Genomic DNA, 20,478 nt, shown 5'->3' on the forward strand with positions numbered 1-20,478 from the left:
GGGCCGAGACCAGTCCCCGCCAATCGAGAAGCGTCAAACAACATGTCAGACCCCATTTCCTCGCAGCCAATCGGTTTCTCTAGCGCCGTCCCGCCTCGGATATTCCCGGCCGGGCGCGGCGAAACCTGGCCGCGCCGCAATCCACTCGGCGCTCTGGTGAGTGGGATATGAAAGCGGTAAGGCTGTCGGACTGTTTGATCGGTTTCGGCATCGCGGGGCTTTATGCGTTGAGCGGCCGACTGTCCCTGCTGTATTTCTCCACCGTCAGCGTCGCCAGCGTGCTGTTTTTGCCCAGCGGTCTGGCGCTGGCGACGATACTTCTCGGCGGCCACCGTTATTTGTGGGCGCTCGGGCTCGGTGCGCTGAGTTTAAATCTGTGGCAAGGCCAACCGCCGGCTATCGCGCTGGCCATCTCGGCCGGTAGCATTGCCAGCGCCGGCTTGGGCGCTTATCTGCCGCGGCGAATCGACGGATTCGACCGCCGCATCCTCAACCTCGCCGATTATTTGTTATTGATCGGCTTCGGCGGACTGGCGTGTACGCTGTCGGCGCTAGTCGGCGCTAGCTGCCTATTGATCAACGGCGTAGTCGATACGGCCGGTTTCCGGATCGCGTTGTTGCACTGGTGGTTGGGCGACACACTAGGCACGATACTGGTCGCGCCGCTGATTCTGGTCTGGCGGGACGGTCTTCGCCTACCGCGCCGCTTCAAGCCGGTCGCCGAAGCCTGCCTGATTCTGGGCTTGAGCGCGCTGGCCGGCCAAATCGTATTTTTAAACTGGTTTCAGGACAACTTGGGCGAATACGCCAAAACGCCGTGGATTTACTTGTTGGTTAGTTGGGCGGCGGTCAGGGTCGGACCGAGAACCACGACCCTGATTCTCGCGGTCATCGCGATGCAAGCCATGGTCGGCATGAACGGACACCATTGGGAAATTTACCAAAACCGGCCGATCGGCCAACCGGAAATCAATTACTGGCTGTTCATGTCGGTACTGTCGGTGATCGGCATGGCCTTGGCCAGTTATTTTTCCGAACGCCAACGGGTGCTCGATGCCTTGGCCGAACACCGCGAACTACTGCGCACCCTACTCAGGGCCATGCCGGACAAAGTCTGGTTCAAGGACCCCAACGGCACCTATCTACTCTGCAACGCCAGTTTCGAAGCCCTATTCGGCGCCGACGAAGCCAGCATCGTCGGCAAGACCGACTACGATTTCGTCGACGTCGAACTCGCCGACTTTTTTCGGGAACACGACTTCAAAGCCGTCGCCGCCGGCAAACCGATGATCAACCAGGAATGGCTGACCCTGGCCGACGCCAGCCACACCGGGCTATACGAAACCATCAAAACCCCGGTGACGACCGCCGACGGCAAGCTGCTCGGCGTATTGGGCATGGCGCGCGACATCACTCAGTTGTACCAAGCGCAACGGGCCCTGGACCGGCGCATTCAAGAGCAAGCCTGCTTACACGCGGTGTTTCGCGCCACCGAAAATTTGAACCTGCCTTTGCCGGACGTGCTGCAAGCGGCTGTCCAGGAACTACCGGCCGGTTGGCCTTACCCCGATTTCGCGGTCGCGGCGATACGCTGGCGAGATCTCACGTTTCGCAGTGGCGAGTGCTCGGCCGACGCAGCTTGGATCAGCGCCCCGATCCGCGTCGGGACGTTGAACGACGGCGAAGTTAGCGTCGCCTATGCGATACCGCCGCCCACCCCGGCCGACGCCCCGGCGATGCTGGCCGAAGAGCAACAGTTGCTGAATGCGGTCGCCGAGCGGCTCGCTTCGACGATAGAACGCCGCCAAATCGAGGAAAAATCGCGTAAGCGCGAGAAAATCTTTCGGGCCATCGTTTCGCAAGCCTCGGACGCCATCATGCTGATCGATGCCGAGACGCTGGCTTTCGTCGAATTCAACGACGCCGCCTGCGAAAACCTCGGTTACAGCCGCGACGAATTCGCCAAACTGCGCCTGCCGGATATCCAAGCCGACGCCGCGCCAATGCTGGAAAGGCTAGCCCCGACCGAGGGCCGGGACGCCCGGCAATTCGACACGCTCAGCCGTTGCAAGGACGGCAGTCCGCGCGATGTTCACGTCAGCGTCCAAGCGATTCAAATCGAAAATCGGCCGATGTTATCGCTGATCTGGTCGGACATTACCGAACGCAAATCGATAGAAGCGCAATTTCGCAATTTGTTCGAGCACAACCCGGCGCCGATGCTGATTTACGAGCGCGGCACGTTAAAGCTGGTGGCGGTCAACGACGCCTTCACCGCGCTGTACGGCTACCGAGCCGACGAAGCGCAACACCTGCTGCTGACCGACTTGTTCGACGCCACGCAGAGACCCAAGATCATCGAGCTGGCCGCCAAACTGCGCGGGTTCGCCAATACCGGCGAATGGCAACATCTGCGCAAGGACGGCAGCGCGGTACCGGTCGTGGTCAGTTCGCACGACATCATCTTCGCCCACCATAGCTGTCGAGTCGTGGTGATTACCGACATCGGCGAACTCAAGCGGGCCGAAACCGAGCTGCGTAATTACCGCGATCATCTGGCCGACTTGGTGCGTTCGCGTACCGCCGAACTGGAACTCGCCCGCGAGGAAGCCGAAAGCGCCAATCGCGCCAAGAGCGCTTTCCTGGCCAATATGAGCCACGAAATCCGTACCCCGATGAACGCGATTCTGGGCATGGCTCACTTGCTGCGCATGGAGATAACCCAACCCAGCCAACGCGATAAGCTGGAAAAAATCAGCGTGGCCGGCAAGCACTTGCTCGGTTTGATCAACGATATCCTCGATCTGTCGAAAATCGAGGCCGAACGCATGACCTTGGAGAAAACCTCGCTGAATATCGCCGCCATCGCCGATCACGCCTGCAGCATCGTCGGCGAGCGCGCCGCCGCCAAGCGCCTGAGCTTGACCCACGAAACCGATCCGCCGCTGAACACCTTGATTCTGCTCGGCGATCCGCTGCGCATCTGCCAGATCTTAATCAACTATCTGAGTAATGCCGTCAAATTCACCGAACAGGGCCGGATCGTGCTGCGCAGCCGCCTACAATCGTGCGACGAGCACCAATGCTGGGTGCGTTTCGAAGTCGAGGACAGCGGTATCGGCATGACGCCGGAACAGTGCGCGCGGGTGTTCAACGCTTTCGAGCAGGGCCAATCCTCGACCACCCGCCGCTACGGCGGCAGCGGCTTGGGCTTGGCCATCAGCCGCCACTTGGCGCGGATGATGGCCGGCAACGTCGGCGTCGACAGCCAGCCGGGCCTGGGCAGCACCTTTTGGTTCGACGTCCCGCTGCAACGCGAGCTAAACCCGGCCGCGCCGATCGCCCAAGTGCCGGCGCCCGATTTCCGTCGCTCGGCCGAGATTTTGTTGGTCGAGGACAACGATATCAACCAAGAAGTCGCCAAGGCCTTGCTGGAAAGCGTCGGCTTGCGAGTCGACGTGGCCGAGCACGGCCAACAAGCATTGGAAATGGTCGAGCTACGCCGCTACGACCTTATTTTAATGGACATGCAGATGCCGGTTATGGACGGCCTGCAAGCCACCCGCTTGATTCGGAACACCGACCACGGCCGCGAGCTACCCATCGTGGCGATGACCGCCAACGCCTTCGAGGAAGACCGCCAAGCCTGCCGCGACGCCGGCATGAACGATTTTCTGGCCAAGCCCTTCGATCCGGACCTGTTGTTCGATGTGTTGCGGCGCTGGATTCCCGCCGCCGGCACCAGCGCCCGCGACATCGATCCGCCGGCGGCGGCCGCGCCGATTTCGCTCGACACCTTACGCGAGCGGCTGCGGGAACTGGCGATATTGCTGGCGGGCGGCAATTTGAAAGCCGCCGACGCTTGGCGCGACCTCAAGCCGGCGCTGGCCCGCGTGGTCGCGGCCGAAGCAATCCAAACCATGGACCCATTGGTCGAAAAATACGACCTGCCGCGGGCCTTGCACTATTTACGAGGTTTAATAGCGCAATATCCCGGCCTGGACGACGAAAGCGGTTAAAGTGGGCCCTCCGCGCCCGGTCAAGCCGAACGCCGGCCTATCGAAGCGGGCCGGAATCGGCTTAAAATAGTCGAAACGCTCAGGTAAAATCTTCGACTTCCCGAACCGTTGCCTGACGACAGCGACTAAATTCTGCTTTGTCGGATTTGTTCAACACCGTCATGCCCGCCGGGAAACGGGCATCCAGTGACATGGAGGGTAGGCTTAAATCCATTCATGGAGTCCGGGTTCGCTCCGCGCTCTAACGCGTCCGGCAATCCATGCCGGAATGACAATGCTTATTGAATAATCTGACGAAGTAGATCTAAGCCAAGCCCCTTTTCCGACAACATACATCTTACGCATGAGCTCTCAATTATCGGTACAAGCCCTACAGTGGACCGGCTCCAGTCTGAACGTCTTGGATCAACGGGCCTTACCGGCGCATATCCGTTACGACGAATACCGCGATGCCGCCGGCGTGGCCGACGCGATCGTGTCGATGCGGGTACGCGGCGCGCCGGCCATCGGCATCGCCGCCGCCTACGGCGTCGTACTGTCGGCCAAATATCACTACCCGGACCCGACCTGGCAAGACAAAGTCGCCCGCGACATCGACCTGCTGGCCGCATCGCGGCCGACCGCCGTCAATCTGTTCTGGGCGCTGGCGCAAATGCGCGACGTGCTGGCCGCCGCACCCGCCGACCCGCTCGCGGCGCTCGCCGCCAAAGCCGAAGCCATCCATGCCGACGACATCGCCGCCAATTATGCGATGGGCGAACGCGGCGCCGATTTAATCGGCGGGGCTTGCTCGGTACTGACCCATTGCAATGCCGGCGCGTTGGCCACCGGCGGTTACGGCACCGCGCTGGGCGTGATCCGTAGCCTGCACCGGCGCGGTCAGATTAACAAAGTCTACGCCGACGAAACCCGCCCCTGGCTGCAAGGCGCCCGGTTGACGGTTTGGGAACTGGCCCAGGACGGCATCCCGGCCACGCTGATCGCCGACTCGGCGGCGGCCTGGTTGATGAAGTCAGGCAAAATCGACTGGATTGTGGTCGGCGCCGACCGGATCACCGCCAACGGCGACGTCGCCAACAAAATCGGCACCTATTCGCTGGCGGTGCTGGCCAAACGCCACGGCGTCAAGTTGATGGTGGCCGCGCCCTCCTCCACGCTGGACCTGAGTCTGGCAACCGGCGACGCCATCGAAATCGAAGAACGCAATCCCAACGAATTGCTGGCCGATTGCTATTTGGGTGGCGATTCGCTAGTCGGCGCCTGGAATCCGGTATTCGACGTAACGCCGGCCGAATTGATCACCGCCATCGTCACCGAACGCGGTGTCGTCGTCGATCCCAGCCTGCACGGGGTAAGGAGTTTGGCGCCATGAACGCTATCCGTGACGCTAACAGCCCGCTGCTGGCCGTCGGCTGTTTGCTGGACGGCCTGAAATTACTAACCCGCGCCGAACTGCGCCAGTATTTGCTGATTCCGCTGTTGATTAATACGGTGCTGTATACCGGCGCCTTCATCCTCGGCTATCACTCGGTGTCCGCGCTGATCCACCAAGCGATTCCCGACTGGCTATCCTGGTTGAGCTGGATACTATGGCCATTGTTTTTTATCAGCTTCTTGCTGATCGGCTTCTTCACATTCACGCTGGTCGCCAATTTGATCGCCGCGCCCTATTACAGCCGCCTGGCCGCCAAAACCTTGTCTCTGTTGCACGGCCACGCGCCGGTCGCTGCCGACGCCGGCTGGGACCGGGTGTTTTTCGGCGAACTGAAGCGCATTGGCTATCTGTTGCTGCGGGTGCTGCCGCTATTGGTGCTGTTTCTGATTCCGGTGGTGAATCTGATCGCGCCGGTGCTGTGGGCGGCGTTCGCGGCCTGGGGCATCGCGATGGAATTCATCGCCTATCCGCTGGAAATGCGCGGCCAAACCTTCGACGCGCAAAAGCGCTTCATGCAACAGCGGCGCTGGAGCATGTTGAGCTTCGGCGCGCTGACCGGCCTGGGCCTGACGCTGCCCATCGTCAATCTGGTGATGGGCCAGACCGCGGTGATCGCCGCGACCGTGTACGTGGACCGGGTGTTACCGCCGGCCGGCGGCGACGAAGCGAACTGACGGCGCGGCGATGCAGCAAATCCTGGCCATTGCCCTGGGCGGATCGATCGGCGCGGTCAGCCGGTTTTTACTGGCGAACGCGATCTACGCGCTGCTCGGGCGCGGCTTTCCGCACGGCACCTTGTTCATCAACGTGTCCGGCTCGTTTTTGATGGGGTTTCTGACCGAATTGATGCTGCAACGTTTTGCGCTGGCGGTGGAATGGCGGGCGGCCATCCTGGTCGGATTCCTGGGTGCCTACACCACGTTTTCGACCTTCGCCATCGAAACCCTGTATCTGTTCGAGGCCGGCAGTTTACTGAAGGCTTTTTTGAATATTTTACTGAGCACGGTGTTATGCCTGGTGGCCTGCTGGGTGGGACTGATTTGGGGCCGCACCTTGTTCGCCGACACCTTATACCCCTGGCTCGGCCACGGTCTGCGCTACGGCGAAATGGCGCTGGCGCTTTTGTTGGCCTTGCTGATCGCCGCCGCCACCGAATGGTTGTTGCAAAGGGGCGCATATTCGGCCGAATGGCGAGCCTCTATTTACGTCGTGCTGCTAGGGCTATTGACCGTGGTCTCGACGCTGAGGCTGACGTTGGGATTGCCTGAGATTCGCCTGGAGTTCCAGGGCTTGTTGAGTTTGTTTGTCGTCAATGCGATGCTCGGCGTCGCGACGGTCTGGTTGGGTTCGCGCTTGGGGAATTGGCTATGGCAATGGAAACCGTAACGTTGGCGCGGATTTATCTGCGCGAGGGCGAGCATCTGCTGGCCCGGTTGTTGGATACTTTACGCGACGAACGCGTGCGCGGCGTCACGGTGCTGCGCGGCATCGCCGGCTTCGGCGCCGACCGGGAAATCCGCACCGCCGCACTGGCCGATCTGGCGCTGGACCTGCCGCTGGTGGTCGAGTTTTACGACCGCCCCGAGCGGGTTGGCGCTATCCTAGCCCACTTGGAAATTCAAGGCGGCTTGGCGCACATCGTCAGTTGGCCGGTCACTTTGCATACACCGGAAGCCGACGCGCGTTAACACCCTAACGATCATGAAACGGTTGCCTCCGCCCAGCCAATGAACGTCAACCGCATCGGAGCGACTTTAGCCGCGATCGACAGCGCTTTCACACCGGATTTCGGGGGACGCCTTGCTTGGTAGCGATCGCGGACCGCCTTTGTTCGTATGAACGCGTGCTCGATAACCGCCACGGACGCGACCCCGAGCGCCGTAAAAGTACCCTAATCCCGGAACTCGATTCACCAACCTTCACTCTTTGAACAGGACAGACCATGAAATACAGCCCTTGTATCGACCAATGCACCAGCGACGGCAGCCATTGCCAAGGCTGCGGCCGTTCGCACCAGGAAATCGCCGACACCAAGAAACTGGTCAAATCCATTGTCGAATTCGTGCAACAACAGCAATACGACAATCCGGAAGACTTCGTGGCTAAGATAGGCAAAAGCGTACTGAAGAAACTTGCCAAGGCCGCCGAGGAAAACGCCGGCTGACGCGGCAAGTTCGGCCGCTGTAATTTTTGACGGCCGCCGACGTGCTGTAGAAAATTGGTAGTGTTGGAGCGGTACGAGCCGCTCTGACAGGCACCTTTGAAAATTCAATCCACATTCGGCGCGTTGGCTCGGAAAAACGCTTTGGCGATTGTCGGAACGGCTTCAGCCGCGATTGCGGGCGGTGAGGTTCGTGTTACGAGAGTAACATTGAACCGTTACGTTAGGTTTTTTGCGGGGGTGAGAAAGTCGTTGTCGCCCACCCGAGGCACGTTTCGGCAACCACGATCCGCGCGCGTCCCCTCGTCCGTCAGCCAGCACACCACGTTTACCGGCGACATCGGTGTCGCGCTGCAAAAGCCAGCCGTTAAGTGTAGCCGAGGAATGCTATAGTTTCCCTGTTAGATTTTCACAATTGCCAAATCCGTCCGGACTAGGGACAATGCCGCTCGCATGAAAAATAACAATCAGCGCGGCTAGCCGGCTTCCTCATTCGTCAGCAAATGCCGCCGAGCACTCGGATATCGCGGCATGCAAAACTTCAGTCCTTACGCCAATCTAGCCAACCTCGCTTTTTTCAGAGCGCCGGCCAAACCCGATTTTTCCGCGGTCTTCAAGGCCTGTTGCGACGCTATAAGTCCCGGTCATTTATTCGCGATACCCAAATTCGACGCCGCGTCCGAACAGGCGTTTTGGCGGGAACGTTACCAAGTATTGCTGGCTCCTCTGAAATGGGCGTTATTACTCGGTGCCGGCGCCTTCCTGGCCTACATCCTGCTGGATTTACACACTGGCGCCGACTCGATCGGCAATGCCCTGCCGCGAATGCCCATCATCGCGGTACTGGTCGGCTTGTTCGCATATTTGCAAACTCATGGGGATGCCGTCCGCCAGATTAATACCATCGCTAAATGGAGCGCCGGCCTGTCGGCCGCAAATTTGCTTATCCTGTTCGTCATCGACGGCAAAGCGGCCGATTACCCATCGACCTGGCCCTGTTTACTGCCGATGTACTTTTTTAGTTACGGACAAATGTTCATGTCCTTGCGCGCGACGATCGGCTTCGGCTGGGCCACGTCGATCGCGATGCCGTTGGCCGGCCATGCCTTAGGTGTCGGCGCGGCGGACCTGATCTCGTCGATGATTAATCTGACCATCGTCAACCTGTTCGGCGTCTGCACCCGTTGCCAACTTGAAGCCTACGCCCGCAAATCCTTCCGGGAAAAACGCAATGCCCAGCAAAACGCCGACGACAAGGCGCGCTTCCTAGCACAAATCGGTCACAACTTGCGCCAACCTCTACAAGCCTTGAATTGTTACGCCTCGGTGATGGAAACCGCCTGCGGCGAGCCGACTCAGGCACATTTAAAACCGCTGGCCAACCGCATGGGTTTGGCCATCGACGAACTAAGCCGCACCATCAACCATATCTTTCAGATCGCCAACGTCGAAAACGGCAAGCAAATCCCGCAACTCGCCAACGTCGATATCAATGTGTTTCTGGCGAGTCTGGAAACCCAATTCGCCCCGCAAACCGCCGCGCGCGGCCTGCGCCTAAAGGTCCGCTTGCGCCGCAAACCGCCTTACAACGTACATACCGATCCCAGCATCTTGGCGCAAATCGTCGGCAATCTGATCGACAACGCCATCAAATACACCCGCTCGGGCTGGATCAGCGTGGCGGCGGTCAACATCGGCGCCGGCCGGCTAAAACTGCACATCCGCGACAGCGGCGCCGGAATTCCGGCCGAACTGCGCGACAAAATCTTCGAAGACGCGGTGCGCGGTAAACTCGGACGCGAAACCGACGCCACGACGCCGGGCCTGGGCATCGGCTTGTACTATGCGTCAACGATGGTACAACACTTGCCCAACCACACGATGAACCTCGATTCGCGCCCAGGCCGGGGCAGCGACTTTCAAGTCTATCTACCGATCGCGCACCAACAAGACGCCAGCACCGGCGAGCCGGCCGTCACCGGCGACTTCAGCGGCCGCTACGTCTTGATCGTGGACGACGACGCCAAAGCCCTGGACGGCCTGGCCTGCCAGTTGCAAAGTTGGGGTTGTGAAGTGCAAACCGCCTTGTCGTTGGCCGACACCCGCATGACACTGGCCGACAATCTGGCGATTCCGGACCTGCTAATTACCGACTTTTACTTGAAACAACACGAAACTGCTCACGACGTCATCGCCGCCGTCCACGCCGACTGCGGCCCGGTGCCGGTTCTGGTGCTCTCGGCCGACGGTATCTCCGAGCAAGACAAGGCACTGTGGCCGGCCCGTACCGGCTTGTTGCGCAAACCGGCCAGTCCCAAGATGCTGATGGAAGCCATGCTGCGCACGATGGGCGAGACGCCGAATCAACCTAGCTATTGCCCACTCCCGGCTTACCAAACACAATCCCTCGCACAAACAGCTTGACCAGCAACTCGGTGCGCCGAGTCACGCCGAACTTCAAAAAAATCGGCCGCAGGTGGTTGCGGACGGTTTGCTCCTGAATCGCCAATTGCAGCGCGATTTGCTTATTGCTGTAGCCGCGCGCGATCCAGCGCAAAATATCGAATTCGCGTGGCGTCAGACCTAGGCTGGCCGGATCGGTCACCGTCGCCAGGCCGTTGGCCGTTTGCACATCGCCGGCCGGCACCTCGCCGGTCACCGTCGCCGGCAGATACACTCGGCCGGACAACAAATCGCGCAAGGCTTCGACAAACCCCTGCCGGGAAATCGTCTTGACCACGAAGCCCATCGCTCCGGCCTTTAAAGCCTGAAACACCAAATCCCGATCGCCGACTCCGGAAAACATCACCACGCACAGCTCCGGAAAATCCGCCTTCAGCTTCGCCAAGCCCTCCAAACCGCTGCAATCCGGCAGTTGCAAATCCAACAACACCAAATTCAACGGCTGGGCGTTGGCGATGGTTAGGCCAGCCGCGAAACTCTCCGCCTCGAACACTTGCACGTCCGGATAAATCTGCTTCAACAAACACGCCACCCCTTCGCGCGCGCAAAAGTGGTCGTCGATCAACAAAATATTCACAGTCTTCATCCCCATGGCAAGCCTGATTGGCCGATTGTAACCCCGGACAACACGCAATAGACCCAGTACATTTGTACTAGTACGGAAAACAAGTGGTAGGGGCAATGGCGTTACGGCAGAATCCGTGCAGACCCGATTAGAAGACAAACATGGCGACTTCAAAAACTCAACTCGGCAGGCGACGGGATGTAATCGTTGCGCGCGATTCTTTGGAATCAGGAGACGCGGCTACAGCTCAGCCGCGCGCATCGCGGCAACTAAACATCATCGCCAAGCAAAAGCTCAAGCCCTTCATTCCGGGCCTCCGTCCTACTCCCGACTGGAATCATAGCCGTCAGGATTTCGATACCGACAATGCCAGTGTCGGCGCTATCAAACACTTCGAGCTCCTTGACTTAGGCAAGCGTCTGAATACCTCCCGCGTATTTCTAAACAAAGCTAGCCGCGCTCTAGCCGGCGACAAAGGCAACAGCGGCTCCCAACTGCGCGACACCATGAAAGCCCTGATGTTATTCGGCGTAACGCCAGAACAATATCACCCGTACGACATCGCCCAATTCGACCAGGAACCCTCGGCATTTTGTTACGCCTTCGCCCAACGCTATAAAGCCGTGCAATATTACCGGCTCGATCCGCCCGGCACCCCGCTATCCAAACGCCTGAACATCATCAAAACCAATCTGGCGGCCAACCTGCCGTCCATATTTGGCTTTACCGTGTACAGCGCGATTTACGACGCGACCAATAAACCCGGCGAAATCCCCTATCCCGGCCCCGGCGACAAAGTCGTCGGCGGCCACGCCGTCGTCGACATCGGCTACGACGACGCCAAGAAAATCGGCAAAACCAAAGGCGCATTATTAATTAGAAACTCCTGGGGAGAAACTTGGATGAAAATGGTTATGGCTTGTTGCGTTATACATATGTCGAGATTAGCTTGGCCATAATTTTCGTTCGTTTAAATAGAAATACTAAATCCTCAACGAATAAATCGCCAATTCCCTCAAATTATGAACCACGCAATTAGCGGATTGCAATTCGCATACACTCGCCAACCCTAGAACAACATGGTACATCATCATATATATGAAATGCAGATAAGAAATAATTTGACATTGCCATAACCCTAAGGAACCTCTGATTAATTCAGTTTTTCAAGATAAGTTTATGCATAAGCCATTGATTTAATTCGATATGAAATTTGAAGACACGAATTAATCAGAGGTTCCTTAAAAGTAAAATAATTATGCAGTGAATATGAATCATATATAAAAAATCATTGATAAATCAAAAAACCATAACGAAACCTTTTAACGACATGCATAAAAAAACATCTAACACAAATTACTTAACCGTCACTGCGACGCTATTCTCAGTTATTTCCGGCTGTGCGACACTTAACCCAATCAACGTTAACCCAGAATCTTCCTGGGGAATAGGCGGCTCAAATCGAGTTAGCTCTGCTGGCGCTGTTCAACTAATAGACCCTGGTTTCGAGAAAATAGATTTGGTAAGTTTACTCGATCCGGAAAATATTAACGCCAATTCGTACGAAATGTGCGATGAAAAATCGAATGGAATAACGTCACGCAGCCGCGAAATCATCGATGGCTGTAAAATTGATATCGCATTACATTATTTCAATTCAAAGAAAGTAATGACCCAACAAACGGGAACAGCATCAGTCGCAATGCTGGATATGCGAGATGAAGAAAAAAAGTGTCTGAAGCTAAAGCTGAATACGACAAATCTATTGAAGATCAGAGCAATATTGAAAAACAACTAGAAAACGCGAAAACTATTTATAAAAAAAGCAAAACCGGTGAAAATAAAAATAACTTAGATAAAGCACAAGCCGACAAAGATAGCGCCGATTTAAAAGTTAACACCAAAAAATTCGACCTAGATCAAGCAAAAGCAACACTATTATCATCCAAGAAAAATGTATATGGTTCGACATTGAATCTATTATTAGAACGCAACGCCATTCAAAATAAAATTATTGCAGCCTCAAACCAACGCTGCAATGCATATCTCAATTATTTACAGATAAGCTACTCTGATACTAATTTCATGCTGGGTTTTTTGACCACTGCAGCTGGTGGAGCAGGTTCCATAGTCTCGGGAGCAATGGCAGCTCGAGCTCTTTCTGGTGCCGCCGCAGTACTCAGCGGCACTCAGGCTGAAGTTAATCAAGATTATTTTTATAATCAAACTGTAAACATTATCCTTACCGGTATTACTGATGCACGTAAATCTATTATTAATGAAATTGAAGGCGATGCCGGTAGAGGCGTTGATGGTGGAACAAATTATCTTGCCTATCCTATAGAAAAAGCAATCGCCGATGCCATTCGATATCACGGTGCATGCACAATAGCGAAAGGTGTAGAGCATGTGAGCAAGATAATGAATTACGAGATAGGGTTTGAACAATACAAAAAAAGGCTTGATGCACTGACACCAAAATAATAGCAAAAAACCGGAAATTTTTGAAAATGTTTAAAAGCCATAAGCCATAAGCCATAAGCAGTCATAATATTCTCTACGAATTGGTGAATCACTTATTGACATCCCATTCACCCTAAAACCCTAAAACCCTAAAACCCTAAAACCCTAAAACCCTAAAACCCTAAAACCTAAAACCCTAAAACCCTAAAACCCTAAAACCTAAAACCCTAAAACCTAAAACCCTAAAACCTAAAACCCTAAAACCCTAAAACCCTAAAACCCTAAACTTGTAAATTAACGGACAATCATAATGAAAATAATTTATCAATATATAGTCTTAATTTATATGCTAGGATTCCTTAGCCTAGTTACGGGTTGCGCAAAAGATGATATTACCATAAAACACGACTATATGCCGCACAAAGAAAAATCCTACACGATACGCGGACATAATTATAGTTTTGCAGTTTATAACGGCGAACATAATTTGCTAACTCATCCGATTGAAGATCTGCTCTCTGAAATGAAATATCGAAAGAATGCAATAAAAGATGACATTACAGATATATACGTGGTTTCTCATGGTTGGAATTACACATTACCGGTGGCTATCGCTAATTACCATAATTATATGGAACGAGTCGATACTTTCATGAGCAAACAAACAGATAAGAAATACTTCCAGCCATATTTTATTTTTATCACCTGGACATCGACTACACGGCCAACTTCTGATTTAACCAAGGCAGTTTTGCCTTTCGGTATTGACACAGCAATAGAGCCACTTACACAAACAATTGATAAAGTGCCCCTACATATTTTAACAGCTTGGAAACAAAGCCTTAACGCTGCCCATAACGCACTTGGGGCTCATAACCCTAATTATTACCTATTAAAAGACTGGAGTGAAACACCTTATGGCTATTTAGGCACAAATCCAATCGTAGATGACGACGCTACAATGGGAGAAGACTTGCCGGTATCAGGATTGATTTATAAGTTAATTCAACAAAAACTCAGACCGAAAAAAGAATGCGTTGTAGCCGATCCGTTGAGTGCCGAGGATGATGCCTGCGTACCACTAACCAATACCAAAATTCACCTTGTTGGGCATAGTTATGGCGCGAAACTGGTAGCGTTATCGGGCATGGAAGCCTTGCGGCGCTGGATGTTAAATGGAATTGTCGATTCTTATTCAAATGCTGATATAAGAGATGATAATTGCCTAAAAAAAGATTACATTGTCGATGGCAATCTTACAGACAAGGGCAAAGCCAGCTATCTTGAATGTTTGTCTACATCTTTGGAAACCGGCCATCTACCCCCTTTTGGAGAATTGTTATTATTTTTTCAAAAAAACAAACAAACTTTGCTAGCTGATTGGGGTAAAAAACAACAAAATCAATCTCTAATTGATTCATTGGTTTTATTTAACCCTGCCTTTAGTCCTGGCGAATTATCTTATCCTGTTGAGGGTCTAACTACCGCACCTGCCTATACACTTAGATTTATTCCCAGAAAAGCGATTGTTTATAGCAATTCAGACTATGCAAATGGCGCTCTCTATGGTATCAGGGATACAATACTAAACGGTCAGCTTAGCCAATACTATCAATCAATCGGAAACGAAATTTCCACACTATTTGATAATGAGATGTTAACTCCAATTGGAAGATATGGACCAAAACAATTAGTACAAGCTAGTTCTGGTGCCGGAAGTTTGGGATATGCATCCGCTCTTAGTCTAGTAGGTTACGCTGTTTCATCCGTAATTAATATCCCTTTCGACTTTATACATCATGTTAAGACTGGGAAACTTGATGGTTGGACTGATGATTCGACCGATCCTATATTCAAAGGATTTTTCAACGGGATGGATTATTTTTTACCTATAAAACTGACACGAGCATTTGGAAATCCTAGCCAAGGTTTCAGCCTGAACTCACCTTTGGTTTTTCAACGTGATGAAGCCCAACAGGGCTTATTCAGATTAAACAGGCCTGGTTTGGGTAAAACCGGTTTGAATCATTTAACCGAGGGACGCATTGAAGCTCTTAATCTATGGGGATTAGCAGATTACAACGACGACAACAAAACTGCAATCAACATTAACGCAGATAAGTTTTGTCAATTGAGTTCAGCACCATTAAATTTAATTACCGACACATCGCCTGACAAGCTGATCAGTTACAAGGATAAGTTTTATTCTTTTGATGCTAGTAAGGTCTATGATTCTACAATGCCACCTGTTGGGGCTCATAGTGACCTGAGAGATGTTGTTTTCCCTAATGAGGGTAACTGTTGGAATGAGCCTAAACTAGAAAAAAGAGACTATACATTTAATTTTCTTCTAAATTTTACGAAATCGAATTTTTTAGATGGCATTTGAAACATACTAAAAACCGAGCAATCATAATAATATTTTCACGACCTTCCCCCTTATTTTATTCAAGATTTTATAATTAAATACTCATTTATGTTAACTTTCACCAAAACCGGTTATTCTCAGCATTATTAAACTCTCATTTTGGAGTCCACCATGCCCACCATCCGTTACGGCACCAAAAACGAAACCGGATTCGATCTGGAAGCCAGCGACTATCTGATTGCAGTGCGCACCCGCAACGGGCCCATTACGCAACCCGTAAGACGGAACGCGTCAGCGGTTCCACCAAACGATACGTTCCACACATTAGCGGACCGCCTGTCGGTATCCGCCCTACGGCCATGCTAACCAACTACAAAGAGGCTCATCATGTCATTAGGTTTCTATCGTTTAATCAAAGGCCTTCTGGTTGTTCGGCAGCGGCAGTCGCCGGATGGGGACAGCATGCGTTTTATTGCCAACGACATGTCGCTGTTCGAGGGACTGCCGCACTTCTCGCCGCCCAGTGTGGCCGGCGGCGAGGAGAGTTATCAACTCCGTTTTCAGGCCATCGATACGCCGGAGCTGCATTACGGCGGTGCGGCGCAACCGCATGGCATCGAGAGCCGCAACGGGCTTTTGAGGTGGCTGGGTGTCGATCCAGCGGAATGGAACTGGAGTGTCGCGCCCAGCGGCTTCGCGTGGGAAACCGAGGCGGCCATACTGTGCGACGGCTTCGAAGGCCACGGCAGACCTATCGCCTTCGTGCTGCGTGAACTGGACGACGATGACGGCGCCGATATAAAACTCACCGAAGCCCTGCTCGGCAAAACCTACAACTATCACGCCGTCAAAACCGGACTTACATACTTGGGTCTGTATTCGGGCGGACTATCGTTCGATATTCAGTCCAAGTTGATCGCCACTTATAAGAAAGCCAAGACTGCCAAATTAGGGCTCTGGAAATTGGACCGAACCAAGCGGTTTACCGTTACCCGTCTGGATGATCTGGAGCCCGAGCAAGGCAGTTTGGTTTATCCGAAGATTTTCCGGCGCTGCGTAGACGCCTTGCGCTGGGCCGGCGGCGAATTCGAGCCGGGCCGCGACCTTGACGATTTTCTGGCGGAGTTACCGAGAGAGGACGACCAGTTAATTGCTCATATCAGCCACGGCGGCCGACTCAAGAGCCGGCTCAGTCAGGTGCTGGAGCAGGTCAATAATCAGATTAGGATACAAGTTGATCTGAACACGGTGGAGTTTGTGTCGAAGTAACAAAAAAACCAGCTCTGGCAAAACGGAATACTTCAGCGGCTACCGTTTCCACCGCGCGATTCGATTGATGAACCGGCGGAACGCCCATCGCCGCCCGCTTTACCTTTCCAAAGGCTGCGTTTCGATAAGCAATCAAAAATTCTCTCGGTGTCAGCCGTAGCAATACGTTAACGCAAACTTCTTTTCGAGGAGTCCATCATGCCTACCATCCACTTCGGCAGTAAAAACGAGCCCGGATTCGATCTGGAAGCCGGCGACGATTTAATCGCGGTGCGGACCCGGAGCGGCCGATCGATCACTCAAAGCAGAGGCGCCGTGCCCAACCCCAATTCGGCTCAGTTGAATGATGGCGTGTTGGTGGCGGCCTACCCCGACGTCGGCGTCGAGGTGTATCGAGTGCCGCCGACGCGCTCGCTCGGCGAGCGGAAAGCCGCCCTGCGCGCGGCGCCGGACGTGCGCTTCGCCGGTGGGGTGTTGATCGATCCCGGCACCCGCGAGCCGGTGTTGTACACCGAAAACTTGTTCGTCAAATTCGTCGATAGCGCCGACCCGGACGACTGTAGCGCGCTTTTGACCGGCCTCGGTTTGCGGATCAAGGAACAAGTCAGCTACGCCACCAACGCCTACTTCGTCGGCGCTGTCGAAGGCACCGGGCAGAAGGTATTCGATATTGCCAACGAGCTGTTGCAACGCGACGATGTCGAATATTGCCATCCGGAACTGATCCGGCCGCGCACCCGCAAGAGTATTTTCCCGCAGCAGTGGCATTTAAAGAAAACCGTGGTGAATGGCGTCGGCATCGACGCCCATGCCAATGTCGAGGCCGCTCATGCCATGACCCTCGGCGACGGCGTGACAATTGCCCTGATCGACGACGGCGTGGACATTGACCACCCGGAGTTTTCCGGCACCGGTAAAGTGGTGGCGCCCAGGGATGTCACCAGCAAGACCGGCGACCCCAGGCCCAAGGACAAGGGCTTTCCGGACGACCACGGCACCGCCTGCGCCGGCGTCGCCTGCGCGAACGGCACGCTCGGCGCGTCGGGCGTTGCCCCCAACGCCCGGTTGATGCCGATTCGGCTGGCGTCCGGCCTGGGCTCGATCGAGGAGGCCAACGCCTTCAAATGGGCCGCCGATCACGGCGCGGACGTGATTTCTTGCAGTTGGGGACCGGCCGACGGCGAGTGGTGGAACCTCGGCGATCCGGCGCACCAGCAAATCACTCGCCTGCCGGCCAGTACCAAATTGGCGATCGACTACGCCGTGACCAACGGCCGCGGCGGCAAGGGCTGCGTGATTCTGTTCGCCGCCGGCAACGGCAACGAGTCGGTCGATAACGACGGTTATGCCAGTTACGACAAACTGATGGCCGTCGCGGCCTGCAACGACCAAGGCAAACGCAGCGTTTACAGCGATTTCGGCAACGCGGTGTGGTGCGCTTTCCCGAGCAGCGACTTGGGGCTGGCGCAATTAAGCCATCCGGAACCGCTGACGCCGGGCATTTGGACCACCGACCGGCTCGGCGCCAAAGGTTACAACGCCGGCAACGTCGCGGACGGCGATGCCGGCGGCAGTTTCACCAACAGCTTCGGCGGTACTTCCAGCGCCTGCCCCGGTGCGGCCGGCGTCGCGGCTTTGGTACTGGCGGTCAATCCCAATCTAAAGTGGTTCGAGGTCAAGGAGTTGTTCAAACGCGCCTGCGACCGGATCGATCCGCAACAAGGCAACTACGACGCCAACGGCCATAGTCCGAAATACGGCTACGGCCGCTTGAACGCGCTGACCGCCGTCAATCTGGCGAAGCCGCAACCCCGTAATAGCGTCAAGGTCAGCCGAGTCTTCGACGCGCCGATACCGGACCTGCGAACGGTTGAGTTCACGCTGGCGGTCGCCGACAACTTGCCGGTGGAAGCCATCGCGGTATCGGTGGACATCAAGCATAGCTACATCGGCGATCTGCTAGTCGCGGTGCTGCCGCCGGCCGGCACCGGCGTGAAACCGATCGTGTTGCACAATCGAGCCGGCGGCGCGGCAAAAAATCTAAAGAAGACCTACGACAGAAGCACCGCTCCGGATCTGGCCAAGTTGTTAGGCAAGGATTGCTCGGGAAATTGGACCTTGCACATCGAGGACAAGGCGCCCCGAGACATCGGCACACTGGTGTCGTTTGGCATTGAGCTAGTATTCGCGCACCCGAGTCGGAACTTGTCGGCAATCGCGGCGGCTGGCCCGGCCGGTAAATCCAAGCGCGTTAAGGGAAAATCAAGTTGATTTGGTCACTTTGGCTCGCGCGACGACGCTTTATCCTAGCTGCAACGGCTTGGGGTAGCGCGAATAAAGGGCAGGATGCCCAGTTCAGCCACCCGCCTCCCGGCCAGCGTCGGTACCCAATAGCTCACGCCGACAAGGCCACTGGCTTTTTTGTAATCAAACGGAGGACATCAGATGAAACAACTCAGCATCGAACCCAACAACACCCAATTTTCGCTGCCGAACGCCTATGCTCTGGCCCTGGCGTCGAAGCTGGCCTATGCCGGCGAAGCCGAAGTCTTGAACAAACTGTCGGTACAAGGCTTTAACGGCCGCTTCATCGACGGCAGCAAGATTCCCGGTTCGCACCAGGATACGCAAGCTTTTATCGCCCACAGCGGCAGTGCGATCGTGATCGCGTTTCGCGGCACCGAGAAAGTGCCGGACGACTGGTGTACCGACGCCAAGATGGCGTTTCGCGTGACGCCGCACGGCCACATTCACACCGGCTTCGACGATGCCCTCGACGTGATTTGGGATACCTTGATCGAAACGCTGGAAAACGTGCACCAGTACGGGCAATCGCTATGGCTGACCGGGCATAGCCTGGGCGGCGCGTTGGCGGTGCTGGCGGCGGCGCGTCTGACGCTGGACATCGACCGGCGCATCTACAAATCCATCAACGGCTTGTACACCTTCGGCCAACCTCGGGTCGGCGATCGCCGCTTTGTCGGCGAGCTTGACCAAGCCTTGAAGCCGCGCTATTTCCGCTTCGTTAACGATAACGACATCGTGCCGCGCGTGCCGGACCGGCTCAACCAATACCAGGAAGGCGGCAGCATTCGCTTCTTCGATTCGGAAGGCAAATTACACGAGGATGTCGGTTACTGGTTTAAATTCATGGAGCGGATTAAAGGCTCGCTAAACCAGAAACTGGATTTAATTCCATCCTTTATCGAGCATCATTTTATCGATCACTATATTCAAAACATCGAGAAGAATTTATAAGGCGGGGCCGGTCGGCGTTATTAACCCGGCGCTATTTATCACTGGTAATCCGTTCGGGCCGAGCTCGGCTAAGCCCAGGCTGGCATGCCCTTCGACAGGGCTCTCCTGAGCGCAGCCGAAGGACTCAGGGCGAACGCTATTCAAGGGCCGGGTTAATTCTACCTTGCCAGATAATCGGTAGTGCTCGTCATTTCGGCAGGGATTGCCGAAATCCAGACTCCACGGACGGATCGAAGCTTGCCATCCATGGCACTGGATGCCCGCTTCCCGGCGGGCATGACGGCGTTGCGTAAATCTGACAAAGTAGAAGTGATAACCCTAAATAAACCTTGAACTTAAAAAATAGCTGTCGGCTTACGTTGCGGCCGAATGAAAAATCGGCATTCCGATCATCGGCCCGACAAGGCGTTTTTTCCGCGCTGAACTAAACTGCCGAGGTAACAAGCGTTAGGGCCGAGAGCCATTTATCTCGGTGTT

The 20,478-nt window shown here is 54.9% G+C and carries 16 protein-coding genes; 15 read left to right on the plus strand and 1 reads right to left on the minus strand.

Annotation, left to right across the window (positions count from 1 at the left end; genetic code table 11):
- Window positions 1–167: 167 nt before the first annotated feature.
- The 7 genes from ACP4CD_RS08950 (at window position 168) to ACP4CD_RS08980 (ending at window position 10,039) form a co-directional block, all read left to right on the plus strand.
- The gene (locus ACP4CD_RS08950; protein WP_426994296.1) at window positions 168–4,019 is read left to right on the plus strand and encodes a PAS domain S-box protein; all 3,852 of its coding nucleotides are present in this window, start codon (window positions 168–170) and stop codon (window positions 4,017–4,019) included.
- Window positions 4,020–4,362: 343 nt separating this feature from the next.
- Window positions 4,363–5,391, plus strand: coding sequence for an S-methyl-5-thioribose-1-phosphate isomerase (mtnA, locus tag ACP4CD_RS08955; protein WP_426994297.1), 1,029 nt, complete (start codon window positions 4,363–4,365; stop codon window positions 5,389–5,391).
- The gene (cysZ, locus tag ACP4CD_RS08960; protein WP_168033065.1) at window positions 5,388–6,128 is read left to right on the plus strand and encodes a sulfate transporter CysZ; all 741 of its coding nucleotides are present in this window, start codon (window positions 5,388–5,390) and stop codon (window positions 6,126–6,128) included. The genes mtnA and cysZ overlap by 4 nt, the downstream gene beginning before the upstream one ends.
- Before the next feature lie 10 nt (window positions 6,129–6,138).
- On the plus strand, window positions 6,139–6,840 hold the full coding sequence (gene crcB, locus ACP4CD_RS08965) for a fluoride efflux transporter CrcB (protein ID WP_064029902.1): 702 nt from the start codon (window positions 6,139–6,141) through the stop codon (window positions 6,838–6,840).
- The gene (locus ACP4CD_RS08970) at window positions 6,828–7,142 is read left to right on the plus strand and encodes a DUF190 domain-containing protein (RefSeq protein ID WP_281022783.1); all 315 of its coding nucleotides are present in this window, start codon (window positions 6,828–6,830) and stop codon (window positions 7,140–7,142) included. The genes crcB and ACP4CD_RS08970 overlap by 13 nt, the downstream gene beginning before the upstream one ends.
- Before the next feature lie 254 nt (window positions 7,143–7,396).
- Window positions 7,397–7,618 carry a DUF1289 domain-containing protein gene (locus ACP4CD_RS08975; protein ID WP_064029905.1) on the plus strand — a complete coding sequence of 74 codons (222 nt, stop codon included), beginning with the start codon at window positions 7,397–7,399 and terminating at the stop codon, window positions 7,616–7,618.
- Between the two features lie 528 nt (window positions 7,619–8,146).
- Window positions 8,147–10,039, plus strand: a complete 1,893-nt coding sequence (locus ACP4CD_RS08980) for an ATP-binding response regulator (protein WP_426994298.1) — start codon at window positions 8,147–8,149, stop codon at window positions 10,037–10,039.
- Here the strand turns inward: ACP4CD_RS08980 and ACP4CD_RS08985 are convergent.
- Window positions 9,984–10,664, minus strand: coding sequence for a response regulator (locus tag ACP4CD_RS08985; RefSeq protein ID WP_426994299.1), 681 nt, complete (start codon window positions 10,662–10,664; stop codon window positions 9,984–9,986). The genes ACP4CD_RS08980 and ACP4CD_RS08985 overlap by 56 nt on opposite strands.
- A 140-nt stretch (window positions 10,665–10,804) precedes the next feature.
- Between ACP4CD_RS08985 and ACP4CD_RS08990 the strand changes: the two genes are divergently transcribed.
- From ACP4CD_RS08990 to ACP4CD_RS09025, 8 genes are all read left to right on the plus strand, one after another.
- On the plus strand, window positions 10,805–11,602 hold the full coding sequence (locus tag ACP4CD_RS08990) for a hypothetical protein (protein ID WP_426994300.1): 798 nt from the start codon (window positions 10,805–10,807) through the stop codon (window positions 11,600–11,602).
- A gap of 371 nt (window positions 11,603–11,973) precedes the next feature.
- A complete protein-coding gene (locus ACP4CD_RS08995; RefSeq protein WP_426994301.1) occupies window positions 11,974–12,441 on the plus strand; it encodes a hypothetical protein in 468 nt (155 codons plus the stop codon).
- Complete coding sequence (locus ACP4CD_RS09000) at window positions 12,375–13,127, plus strand: hypothetical protein (RefSeq protein WP_426994302.1); 753 nt, start codon at window positions 12,375–12,377, stop codon at window positions 13,125–13,127. The genes ACP4CD_RS08995 and ACP4CD_RS09000 overlap by 67 nt, the downstream gene beginning before the upstream one ends.
- A 289-nt stretch (window positions 13,128–13,416) precedes the next feature.
- Window positions 13,417–15,495, plus strand: a complete 2,079-nt coding sequence (locus ACP4CD_RS09005) for a hypothetical protein (RefSeq protein WP_426994303.1) — start codon at window positions 13,417–13,419, stop codon at window positions 15,493–15,495.
- A 150-nt stretch (window positions 15,496–15,645) separates the two neighbouring features.
- Window positions 15,646–15,840, plus strand: a complete 195-nt coding sequence (locus ACP4CD_RS09010) for a hypothetical protein (protein ID WP_426994304.1) — start codon at window positions 15,646–15,648, stop codon at window positions 15,838–15,840.
- A gap of 21 nt (window positions 15,841–15,861) precedes the next feature.
- Entirely contained in the window at window positions 15,862–16,743 is an 882-nt protein-coding gene (locus ACP4CD_RS09015) for a hypothetical protein (protein ID WP_426994305.1), read from the plus strand.
- Between the two features lie 198 nt (window positions 16,744–16,941).
- Entirely contained in the window at window positions 16,942–19,014 is a 2,073-nt protein-coding gene (locus tag ACP4CD_RS09020) for a S8 family serine peptidase (RefSeq protein WP_426994306.1), read from the plus strand.
- Between the two features lie 174 nt (window positions 19,015–19,188).
- Window positions 19,189–20,001, plus strand: a complete 813-nt coding sequence (locus ACP4CD_RS09025; protein WP_426994307.1) for a lipase family protein — start codon at window positions 19,189–19,191, stop codon at window positions 19,999–20,001.
- Window positions 20,002–20,478 lie beyond the last annotated feature (477 nt).

It is taken from the genome of Methylomonas stagni, from assembly GCF_050154735.1.
GTDB classification, from domain to species: Bacteria; Pseudomonadota; Gammaproteobacteria; order Methylococcales; family Methylomonadaceae; genus Methylomonas; species Methylomonas koyamae_A.